This is a genomic window from Bacteroides sp. An19 (genome assembly GCF_002160215.1).
Lineage (GTDB): Bacteria > Bacteroidota > Bacteroidia > Bacteroidales > Bacteroidaceae > Phocaeicola > Phocaeicola intestinalis.
In genome coordinates, this window is record NZ_NFKD01000068.1 from 1 (window position 1) to 24987 (window position 24987).

19 protein-coding genes and 1 pseudogene are annotated in these 24987 nt (G+C 49.0%); 12 read left to right on the forward strand and 8 right to left on the reverse strand.

Going from position 1 to position 24987, the window contains the following annotated elements:
- Positions 1–286: 286 nt before the first annotated feature.
- Both B5F25_RS17780 and hisS read left to right on the forward strand, forming a co-directional pair.
- Positions 287–961, forward strand: a complete 675-nt coding sequence (locus B5F25_RS17780) for a zinc metallopeptidase (RefSeq protein ID WP_087251179.1) — start codon at positions 287–289, stop codon at positions 959–961.
- A 139-nt stretch (positions 962–1100) separates the two neighbouring features.
- Positions 1101–2459 carry a histidine--tRNA ligase gene (gene hisS / locus B5F25_RS17785; RefSeq protein WP_022039844.1) on the forward strand — a complete coding sequence of 453 codons (1359 nt, stop codon included), beginning with the start codon at positions 1101–1103 and terminating at the stop codon, positions 2457–2459.
- A gap of 204 nt (positions 2460–2663) precedes the next feature.
- Here hisS and B5F25_RS17790 read toward each other — a convergent pair whose 3' ends face one another.
- Positions 2664–3890 (reverse strand): DNA recombination protein RmuC, encoded by a 1227-nt coding sequence (locus tag B5F25_RS17790; RefSeq protein ID WP_022039845.1) that lies wholly within the window; start codon positions 3888–3890, stop codon positions 2664–2666.
- Positions 3891–4324: 434 nt separating this feature from the next.
- Between B5F25_RS17790 and B5F25_RS17795 the strand changes: the two genes are divergently transcribed.
- From B5F25_RS17795 to B5F25_RS17825, 6 genes are all read left to right on the forward strand, one after another.
- Positions 4325–5662, forward strand: coding sequence for a cytidylate kinase family protein (locus B5F25_RS17795; RefSeq protein WP_087251182.1), 1338 nt, complete (start codon positions 4325–4327; stop codon positions 5660–5662).
- Positions 5663–5848: 186 nt separating this feature from the next.
- Positions 5849–6121, forward strand: coding sequence for a co-chaperone GroES (locus B5F25_RS17800; protein WP_022039847.1), 273 nt, complete (start codon positions 5849–5851; stop codon positions 6119–6121).
- A gap of 33 nt (positions 6122–6154) precedes the next feature.
- Positions 6155–7786, forward strand: coding sequence for a chaperonin GroEL (groL, locus tag B5F25_RS17805; protein ID WP_087208725.1), 1632 nt, complete (start codon positions 6155–6157; stop codon positions 7784–7786).
- Positions 7787–8003: 217 nt separating this feature from the next.
- Complete coding sequence (locus tag B5F25_RS17810; RefSeq protein ID WP_087251184.1) at positions 8004–8471, forward strand: nucleoside deaminase; 468 nt, start codon at positions 8004–8006, stop codon at positions 8469–8471.
- A gap of 592 nt (positions 8472–9063) precedes the next feature.
- Entirely contained in the window at positions 9064–10728 is a 1665-nt protein-coding gene (locus B5F25_RS17820) for a nucleoside kinase (protein WP_022039851.1), read from the forward strand.
- A gap of 64 nt (positions 10729–10792) precedes the next feature.
- Entirely contained in the window at positions 10793–11554 is a 762-nt protein-coding gene (locus B5F25_RS17825; protein WP_087251188.1) for a copper homeostasis protein CutC, read from the forward strand.
- Here the strand turns inward: B5F25_RS17825 and B5F25_RS17830 are convergent.
- A complete protein-coding gene (locus B5F25_RS17830; protein ID WP_087251190.1) occupies positions 11551–12072 on the reverse strand; it encodes a DUF6125 family protein in 522 nt (173 codons plus the stop codon). The two genes, B5F25_RS17825 and B5F25_RS17830, sit on opposite strands and share 4 nt — an antisense overlap.
- A gap of 368 nt (positions 12073–12440) precedes the next feature.
- Positions 12441–15038 (reverse strand): transglutaminase domain-containing protein, encoded by a 2598-nt coding sequence (locus tag B5F25_RS17835; protein ID WP_087251191.1) that lies wholly within the window; start codon positions 15036–15038, stop codon positions 12441–12443.
- 345 nt (positions 15039–15383) lie between these two features.
- Between B5F25_RS17835 and rpoN the strand changes: the two genes are divergently transcribed.
- Positions 15384–16871 carry an RNA polymerase factor sigma-54 gene (rpoN, locus tag B5F25_RS17840; RefSeq protein WP_087251193.1) on the forward strand — a complete coding sequence of 496 codons (1488 nt, stop codon included), beginning with the start codon at positions 15384–15386 and terminating at the stop codon, positions 16869–16871.
- Between the two features lie 5 nt (positions 16872–16876).
- A complete protein-coding gene (locus tag B5F25_RS17845; RefSeq protein WP_204246988.1) occupies positions 16877–17557 on the forward strand; it encodes a phosphatase PAP2 family protein in 681 nt (226 codons plus the stop codon).
- A gap of 7 nt (positions 17558–17564) precedes the next feature.
- Here the strand turns inward: B5F25_RS17845 and B5F25_RS17850 are convergent, their stop codons facing one another.
- The gene (locus B5F25_RS17850) at positions 17565–18866 is read right to left on the reverse strand and encodes an alpha-L-fucosidase (RefSeq protein ID WP_087251203.1); all 1302 of its coding nucleotides are present in this window, start codon (positions 18864–18866) and stop codon (positions 17565–17567) included.
- A 277-nt stretch (positions 18867–19143) separates the two neighbouring features.
- On the opposite strand from B5F25_RS17850, the gene B5F25_RS21970 reads away from it, so the two are divergent.
- A complete protein-coding gene (locus tag B5F25_RS21970; protein WP_158100019.1) occupies positions 19144–19410 on the forward strand; it encodes a hypothetical protein in 267 nt (88 codons plus the stop codon).
- A gap of 370 nt (positions 19411–19780) precedes the next feature.
- Positions 19781–20149 (forward strand): annotated as a pseudogene (locus tag B5F25_RS17855) (SUMF1/EgtB/PvdO family nonheme iron enzyme); the annotation flags it as partial.
- Between the two features lie 541 nt (positions 20150–20690).
- On the opposite strand, the gene B5F25_RS17865 reads toward B5F25_RS17855, so the two are convergent.
- The 4 genes from B5F25_RS17865 to galB all read right to left on the reverse strand — a co-directional run bounded on the left by B5F25_RS17865 (position 20691) and on the right by galB (position 24736).
- On the reverse strand, positions 20691–21095 hold the full coding sequence (locus B5F25_RS17865; RefSeq protein WP_087251196.1) for a hypothetical protein: 405 nt from the start codon (positions 21093–21095) through the stop codon (positions 20691–20693).
- Positions 21096–21168: 73 nt separating this feature from the next.
- A complete protein-coding gene (locus B5F25_RS22535) occupies positions 21169–21672 on the reverse strand; it encodes a WYL domain-containing protein (protein WP_241148439.1) in 504 nt (167 codons plus the stop codon).
- 26 nt (positions 21673–21698) lie between these two features.
- Positions 21699–22061: a hypothetical protein gene (locus B5F25_RS22540; RefSeq protein WP_241148440.1), complete on the reverse strand. Its 363-nt coding sequence runs from the start codon at positions 22059–22061 to the stop codon at positions 21699–21701.
- A 200-nt stretch (positions 22062–22261) separates the two neighbouring features.
- Positions 22262–24736: a beta-galactosidase GalB gene (galB, locus tag B5F25_RS17875; protein WP_087251198.1), complete on the reverse strand. Its 2475-nt coding sequence runs from the start codon at positions 24734–24736 to the stop codon at positions 22262–22264.
- Between the last annotated feature and the right edge of the window lie 251 nt (positions 24737–24987).

Consider the following 24987-nt stretch of genomic DNA (forward strand, 5'->3'; position numbering starts at 1 on the left):
TCCGTGGGAGACAGAGGTCTCCCTTTTTTATTTTGTATTGCCGGATGACCCTGATTCCGGGCTTCCACCGCCTTCCTCCGCCCTTTCCGCTACGCTCCAAGGACGGAGGAAGGCGGTGGCGGAGTTGCACTTCTAACTTGACGGTGGGCAAATATATTGCCTTTTTGGCTAAATATTCCTCAATAAAATGCCTGACAGATTGATTAGTTTTCGATTTTTCCCTACATTTGGCAAGATATTTGTAACGTTTCTGACGAAACCATATGATTTAAAGAATATAACACTTATGATGTACTGGATTTTATTTATTGCCATTGCCCTTATCAGTTATTGGGTACAGGCTAACTTGAAACGAAAGTTCGACAAGTATTCACACATTGCGCTAACCAATGGAATGACAGGCAAAGAGGTTGCTGAAAAAATGCTACGCGACAATGGCATCTACGATGTCCGGGTTACCAGCACACCGGGTATGCTCACCGACCATTACAATCCTGCCAACAAAACCGTCAATCTCAGCGAAGGGGTCTATAACACGTGCAGTGTAGCCGCAGCAGCCGTAGCCGCACACGAATGCGGACACGCCATACAACACGCACGGGCCTACGCTCCGCTTCAGATGCGTTCGGCGCTAGTACCCGTGGTGCAGTTCTCTTCTTCCATCGTGCAATGGGTGTTATTGGCAGGAATGTTCCTCATCAATACGTTCCCCCAACTGATGCTTATCGGCATCTGCCTTTTTGCGATGACCACGTTGTTCAGCTTTATCACCTTGCCGGTAGAAATCGATGCAAGCCGACGTGCCCTGGTATGGCTGAAAGGGGCAGGCATCACTAATGCCTATAACCAGACTCAGGCTTTCGATGCCTTGAAATCGGCGGCATATACCTACGTAGTGGCTGCATTGGGGTCGCTTGCCACATTGATTTACTACGTGTCGATTTTCACCAACCGCCGCTAGTAAAGATATTTTGCGAGTTCCTATTTTGCCTTTTACAAATTACGGCTGCTTATGGCTACAAAATGGTAATCAGTAAATGGTAAATGATAAAGGTTTTTTCCGTAATTTTGCGACCACAAACTTTTAAAACCGATTTATTATGGCAACAAAACCAGGCATTCCGAAAGGAACCAGAGACTTTTCGCCCGTGGAAATGGCGAAACGTAATTATATATTCGATACCATCCGCAAGGTATTCCACCTCTATGGGTTCCAACAGATAGAAACCCCCTCTATGGAAAACCTTTCTACGCTGATGGGCAAATATGGCGAAGAAGGAGACAAACTGCTCTTCAAGATACAAAACTCGGGAGACTACTTTTCGGGACTTACCGATGAGGAGCTGCTCTCACGCAACGCGGCCAAGTTGGCAAGCAAATTTTGCGAAAAAGGCTTACGCTATGACCTTACCGTTCCTTTTGCCCGCTACGTGGTAATGCACCGCGAAGAACTGACATTCCCTTTCAAACGCTTCCAAATTCAGCCCGTATGGCGTGCCGACCGACCGCAGAAGGGACGTTACCGGGAATTTTACCAATGTGACGCCGATGTCGTGGGAAGCAACTCACTCCTGAACGAGGTAGAACTGGTGCAGATGATTGATACCGTATTCACCCAATTCGGTATCCGTGTCGCCATCAAGATAAACAACCGCAAAATCCTGAGCGGTATAGCCGAAATCATCGGCGAAGCGGACAAGATAGTAGACATCACCGTAGCCATCGACAAGCTGGACAAAATCGGACTAGACAATGTCAATGCCGAACTTGCCTCAAAAGGTATCCCACAAGAAGCCATCGACAAGCTTCAGCCCATTATCCAGCTGAGCGGAACAAACGAAGAAAAGCTCGACACCCTGAAACAGGTGCTCGCCGCCAGCCAGACAGGAATGAAAGGCATCGAAGAAAGCGAGTTTATCCTGAAGACACTTGCCGGACTGAATATCCGTTCGGAAGTGGAACTTGACCTCACTCTGGCACGCGGCCTGAACTATTACACGGGTGCCATCTTCGAAGTGAAAGCCCTTGACGTACAGATAGGAAGCATCAGCGGAGGCGGACGATATGACAACTTGACAGGTGTATTCGGCATGGAAGGTGTATCGGGCGTAGGCATCTCATTCGGTGCCGACCGTATTTATGACGTTCTGAACCAGCTCGACCTGTATCCGAAAGATGCATCGGCTGGCACACAAGTGTTGTTCGTTAATTTCGGTGAAGCAGAAACTGCTTATGTACTTCCGATTCTCGCGAAAGTGCGTGCGGCAGGCATCTCTGCCGAGATTTATCCCGACAGTGCCAAGATGAAGAAACAGATGAGCTACGCCAATGCAAAAGCGGTCCCTTTCGTAGCCATCGTGGGTGAAAACGAAATGCAGGAAGGCAAAGTGACACTTAAGAATATGGCGACCGGAGAGCAGGCTTTGATCACTCCGGACGAGTTGATTGCCTCTTTCTGATAAAGTTGACAAGGTAACAAGTTGACGAGTTGACAAGGTTTTAGAAAATACCAGTAGATAAAAAGGAGTCAGAAGGAGTTAAATGCCAATAGCACAAAAGTATTGGCTTCCAACTCCCTTTAACTCCTTGCCGGCTAAATGCGGACATTCATTTCACATCATCCGGTTGATGCCAGCACGACTATTTAAAGCCTTGCAGCCCAGTCACCTCGTTACCTCATCGCTTGAAACTTTCAATTGCTTTTTCGGTGTAATCCCCAACTCTTTCAGCATCTCCGCCTGGCGGATGACGTTGCCTTTTCCTTCCGAAAGTTGTCCCAATGCCGTGTCGTATGCCGAAGAAGCCGCTTTCAGCGTATCCCCTATCCGTTCGAAAGTCTCGGTAAACCCTACCAGCTTCTCATAAAGTGCAGTGCCACGACGCACAATCTCCTGAATGTTCTTCTCCTGATATTCCCGCTTCCATAAGTCGAGTGCCAACCGGAGCGCAGCTATCAAGTTGGTAGGACTCATCAGCACCACCTTCTTGCGGTAGGCATAGTTCCACAGGTCAGGATCCGCCTGCAGGGCAAGCACATAGGCAGGCTCGTTGGGGATGAACATCATCACGAAATCCAGCGAGGCGATGTCGTAGCGCGAATAATCCTTACGGCTCAGCTCATCGATGTGGGCACGTACCGATGTCAGGTGCGCCTTGAGCAGACGCTCCTGCTCCTCGCGGTCTTCGCTTACCACATAAGCGGCGTAAGCGGTGAGCGACACCTTCGAGTCGATGATTACGCGGCGGTTATCGGGATACATCACCAGCACATCAGGCTGGAGCCGCTGCCCTTCTTCGTTGCGTACAGGATTCCCCTTCTCATCTTTCAAGAACTCTTGGCGGAAATATTCCTCGCCCTCACGCAGTCCTGAGTTTTCCAGAATGGTTTCCAACACCATTTCCCCCCAATTACCCTGCATCTTCGAGTCTCCTTTCAGTGCACGGGTCAGGTTGTTGGCATCATCGCTGATTTGCTTGTTCAGCTGCACCAGCTCCTTGATGCGGTCTTCCAGCGAGAAACGTTGTTTCGATTCTTTGTCATAAACCTCTTCCACCCTATGCCTGAACTCCTTCAGATTGTCACCCAAAGGCTTCAGCAAGGCTCCCAAGCTTTCTGCGCTCTGGCGGTTGAATGCCTCAGCGCGCTGGCGGAGTATCTTGTCGGCTAAGGTTTCAAACTCCAGTGCCGAGCGTTTGTGCAGGTCTTCCATCTCGCGCTTCTGCTCTGCCAGCCTTTCTTCGGAACGGCGGCGTTCGGCTTCTATCAATTCGTGAGCGTGCATTTCCTGCATCTTCAGCTGTACTTCCAGTGCCGCACCTTTCCGCGATGCAAGCAGCCAGCCTGCCACGCACCCCACGACAAGCCCGATAATCAAATATAGTATTTCCATACAAACAAGTTTTTTTACGGAGAACAAAGATAACAATTTCATTACAATCGTTACAATTGTTACAATTACAGTTAATCGAAAATCGTTTTCGAGTCATCCGGAATGAAAAAGAAAGAATTATCTATTTATATACTATATTATATATAATATATATAATATAAATTTTATAGCCACTTTTATCCCGTACGAATAAAACCGTTTTAAAATAACTGTAATTGTAACAATTGTAACGCCCCCTTACAAAACTTACAAATGACAAATGCTACATTGAATTTTCAAAAGCCGGTGATACAATTGACGGCATTGTCATTTCTGCTGGAATTGTAAGGATGGTAACCGTAAGGAGTTTAAATAAGTTTAAAGCGCTGCCGGGACTTAAGCCAACAACGCTGATTTTTGTGTACTTTCGCACTGATTTTTAAAAGTTCAGAACAATGGAATTAAAAAGGAGCAAGGCAGAGTGGATGCGCCGCTATGCCAGTTTTGTCATTATTCTTTTTGTCATCGCCTTGGGCACCTCGTTGTCTATCCGCGCCAATCTCGGGTCATCACCTATATCCGCCCCACCCTATATCCTCTCGCTGATACCGGGGATGAAGATGACGATGGGCCAGCTCACCATCTGCATGCATGTGTTCTTCATCTTGATTCAGATGCTGCTCTTGCGCAAGGATTTCGAGAAACGCCAGTACACCCAGATTTTGGTTTCTTTCCTTTTCGGTTTCTACACCGACCTCACCATGTGGCTCACCGCGCCGCTACAGGTGCCTTTCGAGCTCAATCCGGTGGCAGGTTACCCGTTGCGTTTCATCGAACTGCTCGCCGGAGGTGCCATATTGGCATTCGGCATCGCCTGCGAGGTGCGCTGCGACTCGTTGATGCTTGCCGGCGAAGGGCTTCCGCTTGCCATCTCCCGTTTTCTCAGAAAAGATTTCGGCAAGGTGAAAATCTGTTCCGACACCTGCTTAGTATGCATCGGCACCGTTTTCATGTTCGTCTATTTCGGGCACTGGAGCTGGAAGATGGTGGGCGTAGGCACGTTGGTATCCATGTTCTACGTCGGAATCATGGTACGGGTATTCTCGCCTCACCTCCAGTGGTTAGACCTGATTTTCATCCCCAAAGGCGAGCGCCGGAAAGCTGCCCCACAAACCAGCGACGAGTGGAGAGGCAACCACGTCATCACCATCGCGCGCATGTACGGGAGCGGAGGCGATGCCATCGGTGCGGAAGTAGCACGCCGCCTAGAATGCCCCTGCTACAACCGCCAGCTCATCGACCAGACGGCACAACAGATGGGATATTCCGCCGACTTCGTGGCACAGAACGAGCAAACCCTTTCCACCTCCCGCCTGTGGGAAATGATATTTGCCGACAGCGGCATACCGGCATCCATGAACCCCTCGAAAGAAGACGCCATCTACGTCAGCCAGAGCCGGACTATCCGCGGGTTGGCGCACAAAAGCCCTTGCGTCATCATCGGCAGGTTAGGAAACTGGATTTTGCGCGATGACCCGCACGTGCTCCGTGTCTTCATCATGTCGGGACGGGACTTTGCGGTCAAGCAGCTTGCCGACAAACTCCACCTTTCGGCAACAGATGCCGCCAGAAAAATCGAACAGGTCAACACCGGACGTGCCAACCACTATTGGCACTACACCGGCAAGCAATGGACCGACATCAATGGCTACGACCTGATTATCAACACCGAGCGGACCGGAATCGATGGAGCCGTAGACATGATTCTGCGTGCCGCAAGGCAGATAGTCTGAACCGGCAAGGCATATAAGTGCGCCGCCCGATGTACCTATATGCATCTGTCCGCGCAGCTATGTGGCAGACATCATGCTGACAGAATGTCAGAAAAACACTTTGGCACGGTTTTAGTAGAGAAAAAGGTGGCTTGCATGGACAAGCCCGATAGAATTTAATGAATAACGTATAAAAATATAAACATTATGAACATTAAACCATTAGCAGACAGAGTGCTAATTCTTCCGGCACCTGCAGAAGAAAAGACAATCGGTGGCATCATCATCCCCGATACAGCAAAAGAAAAACCGTTGCAAGGTGAAGTTGTAGCCGTAGGCAATGGCACAAAAGACGAAGAAATGGTCCTGAAAGCAGGCGACCAAGTATTATATGGCAAATATTCGGGCACAGAAATCGAACACGACGGTGTAAAATACCTGATTATGCGTCAAAGCGATGTGCTCGCCGTACTCAATTAATAATGAATAATGAACAATTAAAAACGAAGAATCATGGCAAAAGAAATACTTTTCAATATTGATGCCCGCGACCAGTTGAAGAAAGGCGTGGACGAACTGGCAAATGCCGTAAAAGTGACACTGGGTCCGAAAGGACGTAACGTCATCATCGAAAAGAAATTCGGTGCTCCGCAAATCACGAAAGACGGTGTAACCGTAGCAAAAGAAATCGAACTGGCAGACGCTTTCCAGAACACCGGCGCACAGTTGGTGAAATCTGTAGCTTCGAAAACCGGCGACGATGCAGGCGACGGTACAACTACCGCAACCGTACTGGCTCAGGCTATCGTAGGCGTAGGACTGAAGAACGTAACCGCCGGTGCCAACCCGATGGACTTGAAGCGTGGTATCGACAAAGCCGTAGCGAAAGTCGTTGAATGCATCAAGGCTCAGGCTGAAACCGTAGGCGACAACTATGACAAGATAGAACAAGTAGCTACCGTATCTGCCAACAACGACCCGGTTATCGGTAAACTGATTGCCGACGCTATGCGTAAGGTTTCGAAAGACGGTGTCATCACCATCGAAGAAGCCAAAGGTACCGACACCACCATCGGCGTTGTAGAAGGTATGCAGTTCGACCGTGGATATCTGTCTCCTTACTTCGTAACGGATACAGAAAAGATGGAATGCGTAATGGAACGTCCGTACATCCTGATTTACGATAAGAAAATCAGCAACCTGAAAGACTTCCTGCCTATCCTCGAACCTGCCGTACAGAGCGGACGTCCTTTGCTGGTTATCGCAGAAGATGTAGATAGCGAAGCCTTGACCACATTGGTTGTCAACCGCTTGCGTGGCCAGTTGAAGATTTGTGCCGTTAAGGCTCCGGGCTTCGGCGACCGTCGTAAAGCCATGCTGGAAGATATCGCTATCCTGACGGGTGGTGTTGTCATCAGCGAAGAAAAGGGTTTGAAACTGGAACAAGCCACTATCGACATGCTGGGTAGCTGCGAAAAAGTTACCATCACGAAAGAAAACACAACCATCGTGAACGGTGCCGGTGACAAAGACAACATTTTGGACCGTATCAACCAAATCAAGGCTGAAATCAAGAACTCTACTTCCGACTATGACAAGGAAAAACTTCAGGAACGTCTTGCCAAATTGTCGGGCGGTGTAGCCGTGCTTTACGTAGGTGCAGCCAGCGAAGTGGAAATGAAGGAAAAGAAAGACCGTGTAGACGATGCTTTGTGCGCGACACGTGCGGCTATCGAAGAAGGTATCGTTCCGGGCGGTGGCGTAACCTACATCCGTGCCATCGATGCACTGGAAGGCTTGAAGGGTGACAATGCCGATGAAACTACCGGTATCGAAATCATCAAACGTGCCATCGAAGAACCGTTGCGCCAGATTGTTGCCAACGCCGGCAAGGAAGGTGCAGTAGTTGTTCAGAAAGTACGTGAAGGCAAAGGTGACTTCGGCTACAATGCACGCACAGACGTTTACGAAAATCTGCATGCCGCAGGCGTGGTAGACCCTGCCAAGGTAACCCGTGTAGCATTGGAAAATGCGGCTTCTATCGCCGGTATGTTCCTGACTACAGAATGTGTCATCGTAGATAAGAAAGAAGACAAGCCCGAAATGCCGGCACCCGGAATGGGAGGCATGGGTGGCATGATGTAATATATCTCTTACCCGATAAAAAGAAAGCGGGGGTACGTAAAAGTGCCTCCGCTTTTTTTGTGTTTTTCACTGAACCGCAGATTAACGCAGATTTTCGCAGATAATATTGCAAGAAAGCAAGAAAGACTCTGTAAAAATAAAATAATCCGTGAAAATCTGCGTTAATCTGCGGTTTTCTTCGTACTTTTAGGGACACGAAACTTAAACCTGAAAGCTTATGACGAAAGAAGAATTGATGCGCAAAGCTATAGAACTGTCGATACGCAATGTAGCCGAAGGAGGAGGCCCCTTTGGAGCCGTCATCGCACGCAACGGGGAAATCATCGCCACAGGTACTAACCGAGTAACCCCCGACCACGACCCTACCGCCCATGCCGAAGTAAGCGCCATCCGTGCCGCTTGCCGGAAACTGGGGACATTCGACCTGAGCGGATGCGAAATCTACACCTCGTGCGAACCTTGCCCCATGTGTCTGGGAGCCATCTATTGGGCGCATCTGGACCGCATGTATTACGGAAACGACAAACACGATGCCGCCCGTATCGGATTCGATGACGCATTCATCTACAAAGAACTGGAACTGAATCCTGAAGACCGCCGCCTGCAAGCGGAACGCCTCTTGCCCGAAGAAGCCCTCAAAGCTTTCACCGACTGGGAAAATAAAACGGACAAAACAGCGTACTAATGATTAATGTGCTAATGTGGCAATGTGCTAATGTGACAATGCGATAATGTGGCAATGTGATAATGTGATAATGTGGCAATGTGATAATGTGATAATGTGACAATGCAATAATGTATTCTCACATTAGCACATTATTTATTAGCACATTAATCATTATTCATTATTCATTAGCACATTAACAAAAAAGGTTGCAAAGCTCTACGCCCTGCAACCTCCATTATTCATTCCATTTTCATTTACTTTTTACTACATTCAAAAAAATCCTAATCTTCTGTCAACGTGTCATGTCTTCCCAGATACGCACATTGTTGTTCTTCATTTCCAGAAGACCTGTTACAAGAATTTTTTTCATCCTTTTAAGCATACTAGTTATCCTGTTTTTATGTTTTACGACACAAAAATACAGGTTTACGACATATGTTATTATATTTAAAAGCAGTTTTTCGCATTCTTCTCGCAAATTCTTGATATAAATCAAAAGTCGTTGATTTTTCTTGGAAACTATACCATCAAATAAAAAAAGATTTAAAAGCCAATGAATGTCGGGATTAATTCGTAACTTAACCCTCGAAAACAACAAATATACACCTTTATGGTAGACATCTATTGCAAAAACAACAATTCCACCCAAAGTTTTCCCGAAGGGAGCAGTTTGCTCGACATCTATAACGGTTTCGGACTGGATATGCCTTATGGCGTGGTAAGCGCCAAGGTAAACAATAAAGTAGAAGACCTGAACTTCAGAGTATACTATAATAAGGATGTCGAGTTCCTCGACATCACAAATCCTTCAGGAATGCGCACTTACTTCCGCTCGTTGTGTTTCATTCTGGTCAAGGCGGTAGAAGAACTCTATCCTCAAGGAAGCATCTCGCTGGAGCATCCTGTATCAAGAGGTTATTATTGCGATTTGCATCTGGACCGTTCCATCGGACTAGACGATGTGATTCGCATCAAGCAGAAAATGCAGGAAATCATTGCAGCAGACATCCCTTTCCAGCGCATCGAGTGCCACACCAGACAAGCGGCCGAAATGTTCCTCCAGCACGGGATGATGGACAAGGCAAAACTCCTCCGCAGCTATGACCAGTTATACACATTTTACTATCGGCTGGGAAACACGACGGATTGCTATTACGGAAGCCTCGTCCCCAGCACCGGATACATCCGTTTGTTCGACATCGTAAAATACTATGACGGACTACTCCTGCGCATCCCTAACCGGAAAGACCCTACCCGGCTGGAAGAAGTGGTAAAGCAAGAAAAAATGCTGGAAGTATTCCAAGAATACCATCGCTGGAACGAGATCTTAGGCATCGCCACCGTAGGCGATTTCAATATCGCGTGCCAGAAAGGGCTTGCCACCGAGCTGGTCAATGTATCCGAAGCACTTCAGGAAAAGAAAATCGTCCGCATCGCCGATGAAATCACCCACCGTGACCAGAACGGGGAACGTGTCAAACTGGTCCTGATTTCGGGACCGTCCTCATCGGGAAAAACCACCTTCAGCAAGCGCCTGAGCGTACAGCTCATCACCAACGGCATGCGCCCTTACCCTATCTCGCTGGACGATTATTTCGTGAACCGCGACGATACCCCGTTGGACGAAAACGGGAAGCACGATTTCGAATCATTCTATGCCCTCGACCTACCTTTTTTCGAATCGCAATTACAAGATCTGATAGCCGGTAAAGAAATTGAACTTCCACGCTTCAACTTCGTGACAGGAAAACGGGAAATGAGTGGCAGGAAACTCCGTATCAATGACAACATGATTCTGATACTGGAAGGCATACACGCACTCAATCCCGAACTGACACGCCACATTCCGGAAGCGAACAAATACAAAATCTATGTATCGGCACTGACCACTATCCAACTGGATAATCATAACTATATCCCAACGACAGACAACCGGCTCCTGCGCCGCATCATCCGCGACTCGAAATACCGGGGAAGCAGTGCCGAGGATACCATCAACCGGTGGGAAAGCGTACGTGCAGGAGAAGAAAAGTGGATTTTCCCTTACCAGGAATATGCCGATGCAATGTTCAACTCCGCCCTTCTGTTCGAGCTTGCCGTGCTGAAAGACTATGCCGAACCCCTCTTACGCAAAGTACCGAACAATTGTCCGGCGTATTCGGAAGCCAACCGCCTGCTTCGTTTTCTGGGCTATTTTACGTCTATCCCCGATAATCAGTTACCACCCACCTCGCTCCTTCGCGAATTCTTGGGTGGAAGCAGCTTCAGATATTAATTCCCGCAGTGTGCCACCGTGCCCACTGTGGTGAGAATATTAATTTTACACATACTTTAAAACGATGAACGAAAGAAAATACACATTCGAAGTGTGCGCCAATTCGGTAGAAAGCTGTCTTGCCGCACAAGAAGGAGGAGCCCAGCGCGTAGAACTGTGCGCCGGCATCCCCGAAGGAGGGACTACCCCTTCGTATGGTGAAATCAAGACCGCACGCCGGATGCTCGACATCCGTCTGCATGTCATCATCCGCCCAAGGGGAGGCGATTTCCTGTATTCTCCCATCGAAGCAGAAACAATGCTGGAAGATATCCGCACGGCACGTAAGGCTGGTGCCGACGGACTGGTGTTCGGATGTCTCACACCGGAAGGCAACATCGACCTGACACTGATGCAAAAACTGATGGAAGCCAGCGGAGACACTCCTGTCACCTTCCATCGTGCCTTCGATCATTGCCAGAATCCTTACCGGGCACTTGATGAACTGGTATCATTGGGAGTGACACGCATCCTTACTTCGGGCCAGCAACCCACCGCCCCTCAAGGTGCCCCTCTTCTCAAAGACCTGCAAGTATATGCCAAAGAGCGCATCATCCTTCTTGCCGGATGTGGCGTGAACGAAACAAATATCCGAAAGCTGGCACAAGACACCAGCATCCGGGAATTCCATTTCTCTGCCCGCGAGCAAGTGAAGAGCCGTATGCTTTTCACCAATCCAGAAGTCACAATGGGAAGCAAAGATGCAGACGAATATACCCGCGATGTCACTACATCCCGACGGGTACGGGCTACAATTGAAGCATTATGCGGAACACCGTATGACTAATCATCCAGCCTGAAACGCCAAGCGCAACAACATGCAGGGTCTGTCACGTCGGGAAAGCATGAAATGCACTCGCACGAGATGCGCTCGTCAATGGTACGGGCGAAACCTGCATACTCTATCTCGCCTACTGGCTTGCAAGGATGGAAAGGCATTCCTTTCCGTTCGCGTGCCCGTTGCACCCGGCATTCACGGGTACGGTACACCAATGTTTTCCTTTCGGCATCCATGATGATATCCGCCTCATTCAGATTCGCATAAAAACGGCATTGCAAGGCACGGGCAAGTCCTTCTAAGCCGGGCCGTTCGGGCAAGCCCAAGAACGCCTTGATGCGCTTGGCTTCAATCACGGTAAACCTCCGCCAAGCCTCGGCATCGTGATGCATCGCCTCGTCCATCCCACGCATCCGCTCTACCGACTGAAACCACACGCCGTCCATCGCCAGCCAGTTTTTCGAATAATCTTCTATCAACCGTATCAACTCTTCTTTGGAGAGTGAAAGCAAAAATTCGTTTTTCATTATGCTTCTTTTTAATGAATCCCGCATCTTGCCAATTAACTTGTAGGGGCAGGGTTTGCCTGCCCGAAAACATCCACGTGGACGCATACGAGCGGGCGAACCCCACCCCTACATTGGCTAATTGCAGAATATATCAAAATAGTAAATAATGCCAATCAGGAGTTAAAAGGGAGTTATCTCCCGCTGGGCGGGCTGGGAGTTAGATGCCAATACCCCTTGCACTGTTTTCAGAGAGACAGGGCTATTGGACTTTAACTCCTGAATGAAGTGATAACTCCTATGCAACTTAACTACGTTTAACTCCTGATTCGTATAAATAGTAAATTATCAAATCGTAAATTGATTAATCTGTGGTGAAAACCAATCTATTATAATCCGTGAACCGTGTTCAACAGCTGGTCTCCCATACCGATGGTGTATCCGTGTGATTCGAACACCACCCGATTGAACGTATCGGCAATGATGAAAATAGGCAACCGTGTGCCGGAACTGAACTTCATTTCCTTCCGGATAGCGGCTTCTATGCTTCCATCCGAATCAATCCCGAACGAAACGGTGGCGGGCAAACCTGCTATCGGAGCCGACATATATTTCCCGTAAGCGGCACGAGAGGGGAAAAGAAGCACGATTTTCCTGCCCCACGCTTCCAGTTCCTTCGCCTTGGCGGCTATGTCCTTCAAGGCATGGTTGGTAGGCTCATCGCCCACGCCTAAAATGCCCACAATGAAATAGCCCCTGCCCGTGGTGAGCAAAACCGAAGTCTCCACGCCTTCCGGAGTCTGGAACTTGGATTCCGAATTGAAGCTGCCTATCACACTGACCGCCTCCTCACTCTCACGCATCACCAGTCCTGCATCGGTTTCCTTATCCTGCTCCACGCCAAAGAAAGACACTTGCGCCAGCACGCCTCCCTTAGCCAGACGGGTGCCGGACACCATCATATAATAGCCTGCCGGAACCGGGACCGGTTCTTTGAACAACTTGCTCCAAGGCTCGAAATCGGGATAAACCTGCAAGGCAAACCCTTCTCCATCGAAACGGGACAAGGAGAAATGGCGTGCATACGACGGGTCGCCCAGACGGGGTATCGGCGTATAGTCCAGCTTCAGCGTGCCTTCCGCCACTTGTTCCGAACGTCCGCTTTCGAAATCTACCGCTACATCCTTGCCGTTCTCCTTATATAATACATATCCCGTCACACGGTCTATCCATGCGGGAATGCCGAGCGAACGTGCCACCGCTACAAAGAACGTGTTCCGCGAAGTCCGGTCTGCCATACGGCTTTTCCATACCCCTTCGGGAGAAATCACCGTACCCACCGTACACAAGTCATCCCGAAGCGTCAGGCTATCCTTGCACCATTCCACCAGTTCCAAAGGTTTCTCGCGGAAACGGGCGGCATCCGTTTCGGGTATCTCACGCTGGAAGAACGAACGGTAAGGAGTCAGCATTTCGTATCCGATGCGCGGAGCCAAGACCGTAGCCACATCCGCCAGCGAATCCGTATGATACAGATGGTCGTCCAGCACGCTTGCCTCCGCATCGCGCAAGTCTTTCTCGGCAAGTGTGCCCAGCAAATCCAGCGCACGACTCCGCATCTCCCGTCCTGCCGCTTCTTTCAAGAAAGCCTCTATCTCCGAAGCGTTTCCGCGCGAAGCCACGATATAGGGTGCAACCGCTTCTGCTTCATATCCCGTTTCCGAGGCAAAGGCACGAATCGCGTCCGCACTGGGGAAGGAAGCGATATACGCATGGCGGATGGAGTCTTCCCGGTTGAAACGGATATCGTTCTCAGCGCGTTGCTCCGGCGTAACTTCCGGAAGTGTCGGGTCACCTGCGGGAGGAACGATGTCAAGCGAGAACGAAAGCGTGTCGCCTACCTGATGTTCGAGCCGGAGTTTTACTTCCTTGTCTTTTCCGAAAGACACTTTCTGTATTCCGAACGCACGGCCTTTCACCGCCAGCACCACCATATCTCCCAGTCCGGCGGAAAGGCTTGCCCGTCCGTCCGCACCTGTCTTCTGGGATGAAACCGGATAAAACTCCGCATAGTTATAGATGCCAAAGCGCACGCAAGCATCTCCGACGGGCTTCCCGTCGATATCCGTTACGAGTACTGTTACCGGTGCGTTCTGCGCATAGTTTCCTATCACATTTATTTCGGTATAATTGGCGGTGGTGCGCATCACCTCTTCCGGTCCCTCGTAATAGCCGAACACCTTGGTATGCATCAGCATGCCGCGGCTTGCCGGCTCGTTGAACCAGCCCAAATTAAGCACCGGCTCAGGCTCGCACGCTCCCAGGAAATACCATTTCCCGTCTACCCAAGCCTCTACCCACGCATGATTGTCGTCGGTATGTGCCCAGCGGGGCGTATAGACCTGCCGTGCCGGAATGCCCACCGAGCGGAGCGCAGCCACAAGGAAAGTAGACTCCTCTCCACAACGTCCGTAAGCCGTCCGCACCGTGGCAAGGGGCGAACTGGTACGCGCGTCCGAAGGCTGGTAATTCGCCTTCTCGTGGCACCAATGGTTTACTTCGAGTACGGCATCATACATAGACAAGCCCTCCAGGCGTGGCATCAGTTCATCGTGGAATACCATCCGCGAGCGGTCGAGCGCCTCGTTATTCACCCGCACCGGAAGGACAAAATGCCGGAACACATCATCGGGAATCTTCTTCCCCCACTCCGTCTCTTCGCGCGTGGCAAACGAGCTCCGGATGTTTTCCAGATAAAAGTTGCCCGAATAATCCGTAATATCGCCCACCGGCATATACGCATAAAAGAACATCAGGGCATCCCGTTCTTCAGCTGTCAATCCTTCATCATCGAACACACCGAAGAAATCCCCTTGTGAGAACAAAGCCTTTTTCGCTTCGAAATCAGCCTTCACCTGCTTCTCGAACGGAGATGTACATGCAGATAACAATGCACATAGCATACCGACACAAACTAATTTTCTCATAAGTCTTGCTTTTTATATTCCTCATTTCACAAAAACAACCTGTATGGTCAGGGGGTGCCTGCCCTTGCTTTACTTGCCCTTCCCAATTCGCCACACAGTGTGTGATGAATCTTGTAGGGGCGTATCGCATACGCCCTGAATACATCTACGCGGATTAGTGGACGCATACGGGCGTATGCGATACGCCCCTACATGGATGCTTCCCCGTCACGCTGGATTTGCAATCCGCATCATCAACAAATGGCTCCGGATTGCAAATCTGGCATGACTGAACAAAGATAAAGAAAAAACGATTCATTCTCAAATTTATTTCCTACCTTTGCGAAAGTTAATCAAATCCGGCTTATGGCAATACATTCAAGTCAAGTACAGACACAGACACAGCAACAAGTACAAACCTTGTCGCCCCAACAGATTTTAGCGGTCAAATTACTGGAACTCCCTACGGTAGAACTGGAAGAGCGCGTCCACGCGGAACTTCTGGACAATCCGGCACTGGAAGAAGGCAAGGAGCCTTCTGGAGACGACCTGCACGGCGATGAGGGGGAAGACTATGCCACCACCGACCAGGACGGCGAGCCCAACACCGATTATGGAGAAGATCTCTCATTGGGTGACTATCGTACCGAAGATGACATCCCCGACTACAAACTACAAGAGAACAACCGCTCAAAAAACGATACTCCCGAAGACATACCCTTCTCGGACAACGTCTCTTTTTATGAAACCCTGAAAGAACAGCTTGACATGCAAGCCCTGACACCCGAAGAAAAGCAATTGGGAGAATACCTTATCGGTTCACTCGACGATGACGGGCTTTTGCGGAAAAGCATTGACTCCATCATCGACGAACTTGCCATCTACCAAGGCATCAGCACCACACCCGAAGAAGTAGAACACGTTTTGTCTGTCATCCAGGACTTCGACCCCGCCGGAATCGGAGCAAGAAACCTGCAAGAATGCCTGCTCCTGCAAATCAGACGGAAAGAAGATTCACCCTTGAAACAAATCGAATACAACATTATCGACAAATGTTGCGATGACTTCACCAAAAAAAACAAAGACAGAATCTTACAAAGACTGAACATCACTGAAAAACAATACAACGATGCTGTAGCAGAACTGGTAAAACTCAATCCGCGTCCTGGAAGCTCAATGGGAGAAGCCATCGGGAAAAACCTGCAACAAATCATTCCCGACTTCATCGTTGAAACCGAAGACAACGGCACCATCAGCCTCAGCCTCAACAACCACAACGTACCCGAACTCCGGCTGAGCCGCGAATTCACCGACATGCTGGACGAGCATACGCGCAACAAAGCGAACCAAAGCAAGGAATCGAAAGATGCCCTCCTGTTCTTGAAACAGAAAGTAGACGCAGCGCAAAACTTCATCAATGCCGTAAAACAACGCCAACAAACCCTGATGAGTACCATGCAGGCAATTATCGACCTGCAACGCCCCTTCTTCCAGGAAGGAGACGAATCGCTCCTCCGCCCGATGATACTGAAAGACGTGGCAGAACGTACCCATCTGGATATATCTACCATCTCACGCGTGAGCAACAGTAAATATGTGCAGACCAACTTCGGTATCTATCCGCTCAAATTTTTCTTCAGCGACGGATATACTACCGAAAACGGCGAAGAACTTTCTATCCGCGAAATCAAGCGTATACTGAAAGAATGTGTAGACCATGAAGACAAGAACGCACCCTATACCGATGACGAACTTGCCAATATACTGAAAGACAAAGGCTACCCCATCGCACGGCGCACTGTAGCCAAATACCGGCAGCAACTGAACATCCCTGTAGCACGACTAAGAAGATAAAAACAATGGAAGATACAAACATCCCCGACCAACTGACTTATCACGACCCCGTACAACGGAACCCTAGAGAAGAAAAAGACCCGTGGGTAACGGCAGCCCGTATCCTGTCGGCTGTATTCACCCCCTTTATGGTTCCTTTCGTAGCCTTTGTCCTGCTCTTTCTCTTCACCTACCTGCGCATATTGCCACTCCAATACAAACTTATCGTGCTTGCCATAGTGTATTGTTTCACCATCCTCTTGCCGATGCTGAGCATATATCTGATGCAGAAAATCAACGGATGGTCTCTTCATGAACTAGGCAAACGCGAACGGCGCTATGTACCCTATATCCTTACCATCCTGAGCTATGTAGGATGCCTTGTCACGATGTATCGTTATCATCTTCCCCGCTATATGGGCGGCATCATTGTGGCAACCTTGCTCTGTATGGTCATCTGTGCGCTTATCAATCTTAAATGGAAAATCAGCACCCACATGGCAAGCGGCGGCATGATGATAGGCGGATTGCTTTCATACAGTTTTATATTCCAGTTCAATCCTACGTGGTGGCTCTGCATCTTCATCCTGCTCACCGGCATGCTAGGATCGGCACGCATCATCGTCCGCCAGCACACCTTGAATGAAGTGGGCGGAGGCTTCCTCATCGGACTGTTCTGTGGGATTATCGGAATATTGTTTATCTGAATCCGGCTCACTCCAGTTCCAATGCTATCACCGTATCAATATCCGTCGGTATTTTATCAAGCAAAAGCGTGTAACCTACACGGTTCTTTTCGTATTTCACGGGTGTTCCGTTTACGAAATAAAAAGCTTTCTTTACTTTCTTGCCGGTAAGCGGAAGAAACAAAGCCTTGTCTTGCAGGTTAAGGATGTGTACATAAAGCTTATTGCCTTTTTGGGTGGTGCCTCCCCAAGGATGCGGACCGACACATCCGCCACGTGTGCCATAAATGGTCTCACCGTAAACTTTCATCCACTCACCTATCTCCGCCAGACGTTGCAACGCCACTTCGGGCAATTCTCCATCGGGCTGCGGACCAATATTCAATAATAAGTTAGCATCTTTCACGGCTGCACCCACCAAGTATTGAATCAAGTCTTTAGCCGACTTATAGTTTCGGTCTGTAATCTTATACCCCCACATACCGTTCATCGTCTGGCAGGTTTCCAGAGGCAAAGAACTAATGTCTTGTCCCGAAAGTCCGGCTTTATTTTCTCCTGGAAGGTCACGTTCGAAGATTTGAATATCTTCTCCCGGAAAGGGTGTGAGGTGATGATTGTTAGCCACCAGGCAGGAAGGTTGCAATCGATGAATCAAAGCATATTGCTCATCCAATTCCCAATCAAAGCCGGGATTCTGATCCTGATCCCATACACCGTCGAACCAAATAGCACCGATAGGGCCGTAATGGGTCAGCAACTCAGTCAGCTGGTTGTTCATGAAAGTATAATAGCTCCTCCAGTTCCCTTTTGGGTTAGGACGCCCCGTTCCACGTCCCGTACGTCCCCATACCGCATCTTCACGGTACCAGTCGATATGCGAATAATAAAGATGTAAACCGATGCCCTGCTTACGACATTCATCGGCAAGCTCCTTCAGCACATCACGCTTGAACGGTGTGGCATCCACAATGTTATAATCCGAATATTGCGTATCAAACATCGAAAAACCTTCGTGATGACGTGTCGTAAAAGTAATATACTTCGCCCCCGATGCTTTAATGGCACTCACCCACCTGGCTGCATCAAACTTCGAAGGAAAAAATCCCCCAGCCAGCTTAGCGTACTCCTTATAGTTCAGGTTCTTGTTAGTCATGGTCCACTCACCTGTTGCCAGCATGGCATACAATCCCCAATGCAGGAATATACCGAATTTCTTGTCACGGAACTCTTGGCGGGCTTTCAAATTCTCTGCGGTAGGCTGATAAGTTTGAGCCTTAACGGAAAACATCAAACCGCACATCAATAAAAGCAATAAAAGTCTTATCCTCATAATAATTTCATTTGATATTGTCAAATCCATCTTGTACGCTTGCAGTTACCTGCAAAGTATTTATCCGATAATCCAACGGCTACCAGGTATATACGAAATCAGTTTTGTTGTAACAAAACAACTGATAAACGTCAATAAAGTAACGAGTGGAATAGCAATGGACAAAAATAAAAAATATCGCTGAAAAAATCGAACGAAACAACAGATTAACGCGATAAAATAGCAATCAGAAGAAAATCACGGAAAAAATTAGAAGCTGTTTTGAATTTATCGTGCGATGATTTGGGATGAGTTTTTGAGGCATTTTCGCTTCTGTGATGAGGAAGATAGCGGGCTATCTGACGAAGAACAGGAGCGAAAAGGACCAAAAAATCGCCCAAAGCACACACGGAAACGGATACATCAAGCCAAGAAAAACTTTTTGGAGAAATTCAAAACAGCTTCTTACATCGTCAATTTTACTTTTATTCCTTTGCCGGGTCTTATAAGCAGAACGTCCGCTCAAACGAGCTTACGAACGAGAACGGACAACATGAATGTATAACTTAAAACATTGAACAGTATGAGACCAACAAGAAAACTGGGAATGGCGATAATGGCAATAATGGCATTGACTGCAAGTTCCTGCGTCACATTGCATAAACACCGCCCCCAAAGAAAAGCGTAAAGAAGCAATGGAAAAGCTGATAACAGACATTGCGGCTGTGCTGACTTCCGACCAACAAGTACTTTACAAACAACTGCAAGAGGAAGCCGCAGCCGAAAGAAAAAACATACGCGCAAAAACTGAGTGATTGCCACTTCTAGACGCTGGCATTGCCTTGGCTGGACGGAGGAAAATCGTATTATTTATTAAGGCAAAAGGAAGTCATGAAACAAATCATTTTTAATGATTTGGGCTCAAGGATGCCGAAGCCTACTGCAACTGGCTCTCTGCAAAAGATACCAAGCACGGTTATCGCCTGCCTTCCGAAGAAGAATGGGTGCTTGCCGCCGGACACATGCCCAAGGATGTTTCCATGAATTCCGGTCATGCGGAACGTGGATTGACAACTGTGGATGCATACGCGCAAAGCAAGGGTGCCTGTGGCGGCATTGACTTTTGGGGAAATTGTTGGGAATGGACTTCCTCGACCAATGCTGACGGACTGCATATTATCAAAGGTGGCAGTTGGGATTCCGACCGTGACGATTGCCGCAGTGAGAAATCCGATGTAGCAAGGGACGGCTCGCAAGGCTATGCCAATGTTGGTTTCCGAGTGGTAAGAATAGATAGCAACTGAACTTATTTGATTTTCGTTATTTTGTTCCATTTATAAACAGAAGAAAGAAAGGCATAGATATTCTTTCTTCTGTTCTTATTTTGTACCTTTGCCCTCCGAAGAGTTACCGGAACAAGCAAAGCGATGCAGACCACGGCAATTAGAACAGTTGCCAACTCATTACCCGAAAACGAGGTAATTCTTCTAACTCTCTTGATTTCAAAGAGGAACCCTTATACAGATTTACGGAAAATCAATGGAAAAACCAACGCACCTATATCCGCAGGCTTCCGCAACAGGCTGCATCTTACTATGATACTATCCGGAAAAAGCGATTGTCTAGAGTTGAGGAAAATGTGGCCAAAGAAGTGCTTAACTATGAACAAGGCGTGGAAGCATTAGGCATTTATTTACCCAAACAGCCATATTGCTTTGAAAACGAATATATACTTCATTCGCAGTTTCATATATACTGAAACTGGGTAAGAATATATACTTCACCGGCAATCGAAGTATATATCCGTTTTTCGAAAGCAGTTTAATGTTATTTACGGAAAAGTTTTCAGTCTGCTATAAAATCATACAGGTCGGGGTCTTCGTAATTGAGGTCATACTCTGTAGGTTCCATATCCGCCGGATTGACACCGTCCCAACCTTCCAGCGTCACGTTCTTCCGGTGCCGGTACTTCCGTATAGGCTTGGAAACCTGACGGGCTTTGCCCAACCGGATAGAATCCTGGCATTGCTTTGCCGTCAAGGGCGTGCGCGAAAGGATTTCGTAATACTTTACCGTCTTCCTCGGACCTTGAGGCTCCAGCCGCACATTGCCGTTAATCAGCTTTTCAGCTTTGTATTCCCTCTTATCGGGAACCGTTTCCACTTCCACCACATAGCGGTGTAACGTCTGCGCATGGACCATACACGAACAAAACGCAACGATGAGCATACATAAATAGATCTTTTTCATAGGCTATAAGTATTCTGTTTTTGAGTTTTTAAGTTCTTGAGTTTTTGAGTTCCTGTTATGCTTCAACCTACGATCATTCATTCCGCTTCAACGCTTCTTCGTACACTTTCCGTACCCGTTCCCTAAGGTGGGGCGGGCTGATGACTTCCAGCGAACGGCTTCGGGAAAGCAGCTCCATCACAAAATCGTTGGTGATACGCAGGTGTACTTTGATGCGGAACTCGTCCGCATTGTCTGTCAAGACCTGCTGGGAATGATGCAAAGGTACCGACTTCAGGAATTTGCCGTCCAAGGCATCGTACTTCAGTTCGACGTCTTCTACCGGGATGTCCGGCTGGTTCCAGATGCCAAAACAATCGCGGAAAAGCTCGTCCACGTTTATATCCATATTCCGCTTGAAAGTCTCGCTTGCGCATATACGCAGGTCACGGATACGGTCTACTCCGAAAGTCTTCAGCACCCCTTCATCATAGGCCAACAGGTACCACCGCTGGTTCGACTCTTTCAAGTAATGGGGAAGGACTTTCTTTTCCTCCACCTTATCATCCTGCCTTACCAATATATAGCGGAACGTCACAGGATGCCTGTGCTTAATGGCACTTATCAGCATCGGCAGACATTCGCTCGGCAACGGACGGTGGTGCTCAGGTTCGTATCCCCTTCCAGCGCATTGAGCAAATCGAAGTTCTGAAGAAGCTGCCCGTAACGCTCCGGGATGTTTTCGTCTTCTTCCTTTATATAATACCCTTGTTCTCTTTTAGCATACGCGATGGTAATGCCAAACAAGCTTTGAATATCATCTATGTCACGCTCCAACGTCCGGCCGGATTTTCCCGAATAGCCGCGCATTTCCATCGCTTCAGCGATATAGCGTTTCAACTCTCTGGCAGGTATATAACGTTTCTTTCCTTTCAGCTTGTTGATAATGACCAACAAACGCTGCAATCCTTCCGTTCGGCTTCCCATACACGTTCCTCCTTTTGTTTGAGGCAAAGATAAGGAAGCAGAACGACAAAACATGTCGTTTGCGCAAAAATCTTGATATCACATTTCCACCAAATGTTTTTCCGCATTTTGCCGGTATCCACCAAATCTTTAGATAAAAAGAGAGCAAACGACAGGTTTTATCGTTTGCTCAAAAATCTCCCAATTATAATATATACAGACTATTCACGCACCGTGCGCAAGGTCAGCTTGCCGCCCTTCACACCCTTTGCCTTCGCCTCGAAACAGATTTCTCCGGCTTCTTCTTTAGTCTGTACAATAGCGGTCAATGCACCGCTGAAGGCCGGCATCCGGTTTTCGTGGAACAGATAGAGGCAGGTAGGGTCGCCGTTTGCCGAAGCACGATACGTGCCTGCCCCCTTTACCGAGAAGTGTACCAGGCGGTTGTCCATCGGACACAGATTGCCATCCTTGTCCACGATGCGCACCGTGATATAGGCAAGGTCTTTCCCGTCTGCCGCCAGCTCCGTACGGTCTGCCGCCAGCTCAATGTGGTGAGGTTTGCCAGCCGTACGCACTACCTTTTCGTCCGCCGCCTTTCCGGATGCATCGTAAGCCACTACTTTCAGCTCGCCCGGCTCGTATGGCACATCCATCCACATCAGCCGATACCGGCGCTGGAGCCAAAGCGAATCCTTGCCCTGCAGGGCTTGGCTTTCTTCGCGCGTCAGCTTGCGCTGCTTCCCATAGCTCTTGCCGTTCACGAACAGTTCCGCTTCGGGATAACTGGTGTAGACAAATACCGGCGTGTTTTCGCCTTCCCTGCCCTGCCAGTTCCAGTGCGGCAACACGTGCAGGGTAGGTGATTTCCTGTTCCAGATACTCCGATAGAGGTAATAGCGGTCTTTGGGCAGGCTTGCCAGGTCGATAATGCCGAACAACGAGCTATGGCTGGGCCAGGCATCGGTATCGTAAGGCGAAGGTTCGCCCAAGTAATCGAAGCCCGTCCATACGAACTGGCCGATGGTCCACGGATAATTGTCGGCAAGGGCGAAATCCTCATCGGGCACGTTGCTCCACGAGCAATGCTCCAAGTCATATCCACTCGACTGATGGTCTTCGTACTTGGCATCGCCACGCTTCCGTACCGGGAACTTATACACACCCCTGGAGCTGACCGTAGAGGATGTTTCCGAGCCCAGCACAATGTTTTGAGGCAGGCGGTTATAGGCTTCTACATACCGGTGGGCACGGTAATTGAATCCGGGCACATCCAGCATGGCGGCAAACCCATTGCCCAACACGCTCGACACCTGGTCCATGCCGCATGTGACCGGACGCGTAGGGTCTTCGCGGTGGCAGATGTCCTGCAGGAACGAAGCCACCTTATACCCTTCGGGCTTCCACTGGGTAGGCACTTCATTGCCGATGCTCCACATCACCACGCTGGGATGGTTGCGGTAATGGCGCAACATGTTCACCATGTCTTTCTCCGCCCATTCGCCGAAGAAGCGGTGATAACCGTTCTCGCACTTGGCGATATCCCATTCGTCGAACGGCTCCAGCATCATCATAAAGCCCATCTCGTCGCACAGTTCCACCAGTTCGGGAGCCGGCATGTTGTGGGCGGTACGTATCGCGTCGCACCCCATGTCCTTCAACATCGTCAGCTGGCGGCGCAGGGCAGCCACATTCACGGCAGCCCCCAGCGGACCGAGGTCGTGATGGTTGCACACCCCCTGGAACTTGCGGTGCTTTCCGTTCAGGAAGAAACCCTTGTCGGGCACAATCTCCAGGCTGCGGATGCCGAAACGGGTCGTATATTCATCCACTTGCCGGTTATCCACGTAAATCTTCGATACCGCCTTATACAAGAAAGGCGTTTCGGGCGACCACAACTTCGGAGCATCTACCAGAAAGTTCTGCTCAAAGGGCATTCCGTGATTGATTTTGCGCGTATTGTCTTTCACCGCTACCACCTTCCCTTCGGGTGAGAGAATCTCCGTCACGATGCGGATATCCTTATCCCCTGCATGGGCAACGGTGGTAAGCAGCTTCACCGAAGCATAGCTGGCTTCCACATGAGGCGTAGTAAGCTGCGTCCCCCATACAGGCACATGCACCTTTTCTGTAGTCACCAGCCGCACGTTCCGGTAAAGCCCTGCCCCCGGATACCAGCGCGAAGACTGCGGGCGGTTTTCCAAACGTACTGCCAGCGTATTCTTCCGCCCGTCCGTATAGATATAAGGTGTCACGTCAATGTGGAACGAATTATACCCCAGCGGCCAGAAGCCCGCTTCTTTTCCGTTCACGTAAACCCGCGCCTCGCTCATGGCACCATCGAACACCAGGGAAGCCTCTTTGCCCGCAGGCACTTCGAAGGTGGTGCGATACCAGCCTGTGCCTACGTAGGGAAGTCCTCCGGTACGTCCGGTCTTCACCGAAGCCTGCGTCTCGAAGTTCTGCTTAACCGCCACGTTCTGCCGGTCATGGCTCCGGTCGAACGGACCATAGATAGCCCAGTCATGCGGCACGGTCACGGTTTCCCATTGCGTATCGTCAAACGTCTCTTGCACAGCCTCAGGCGCATCACCTTTCGTGAATTTCCAGTTCTTCTCTAACAATGTCTCTTGCCTTTGCGCCCATGCAAAGAGCGAACAGAAACTAAGCAAACACAAAAGTACTTTCTTTTTCATGGTAATAATTTCTTGGTTTTACTGGCAAAAGTAATGATTCTCCTGATATATCGACCGTCCAAGAGAGGAAATTATACATTTTCGAAACGTAAAATCCGTTCAGACTTCCCAGGCAGAGTCAACCAGCGAGTACAACATTACGAAATATTTTTGAAAAAGACCTCAGCCGGAGTCAAGAAATTGAGTTTTTCTCTCGGTCTGGCATTAATTTTCTTCCTGATCTTGGTTATTTTTCCTTCTGTAACCGTACT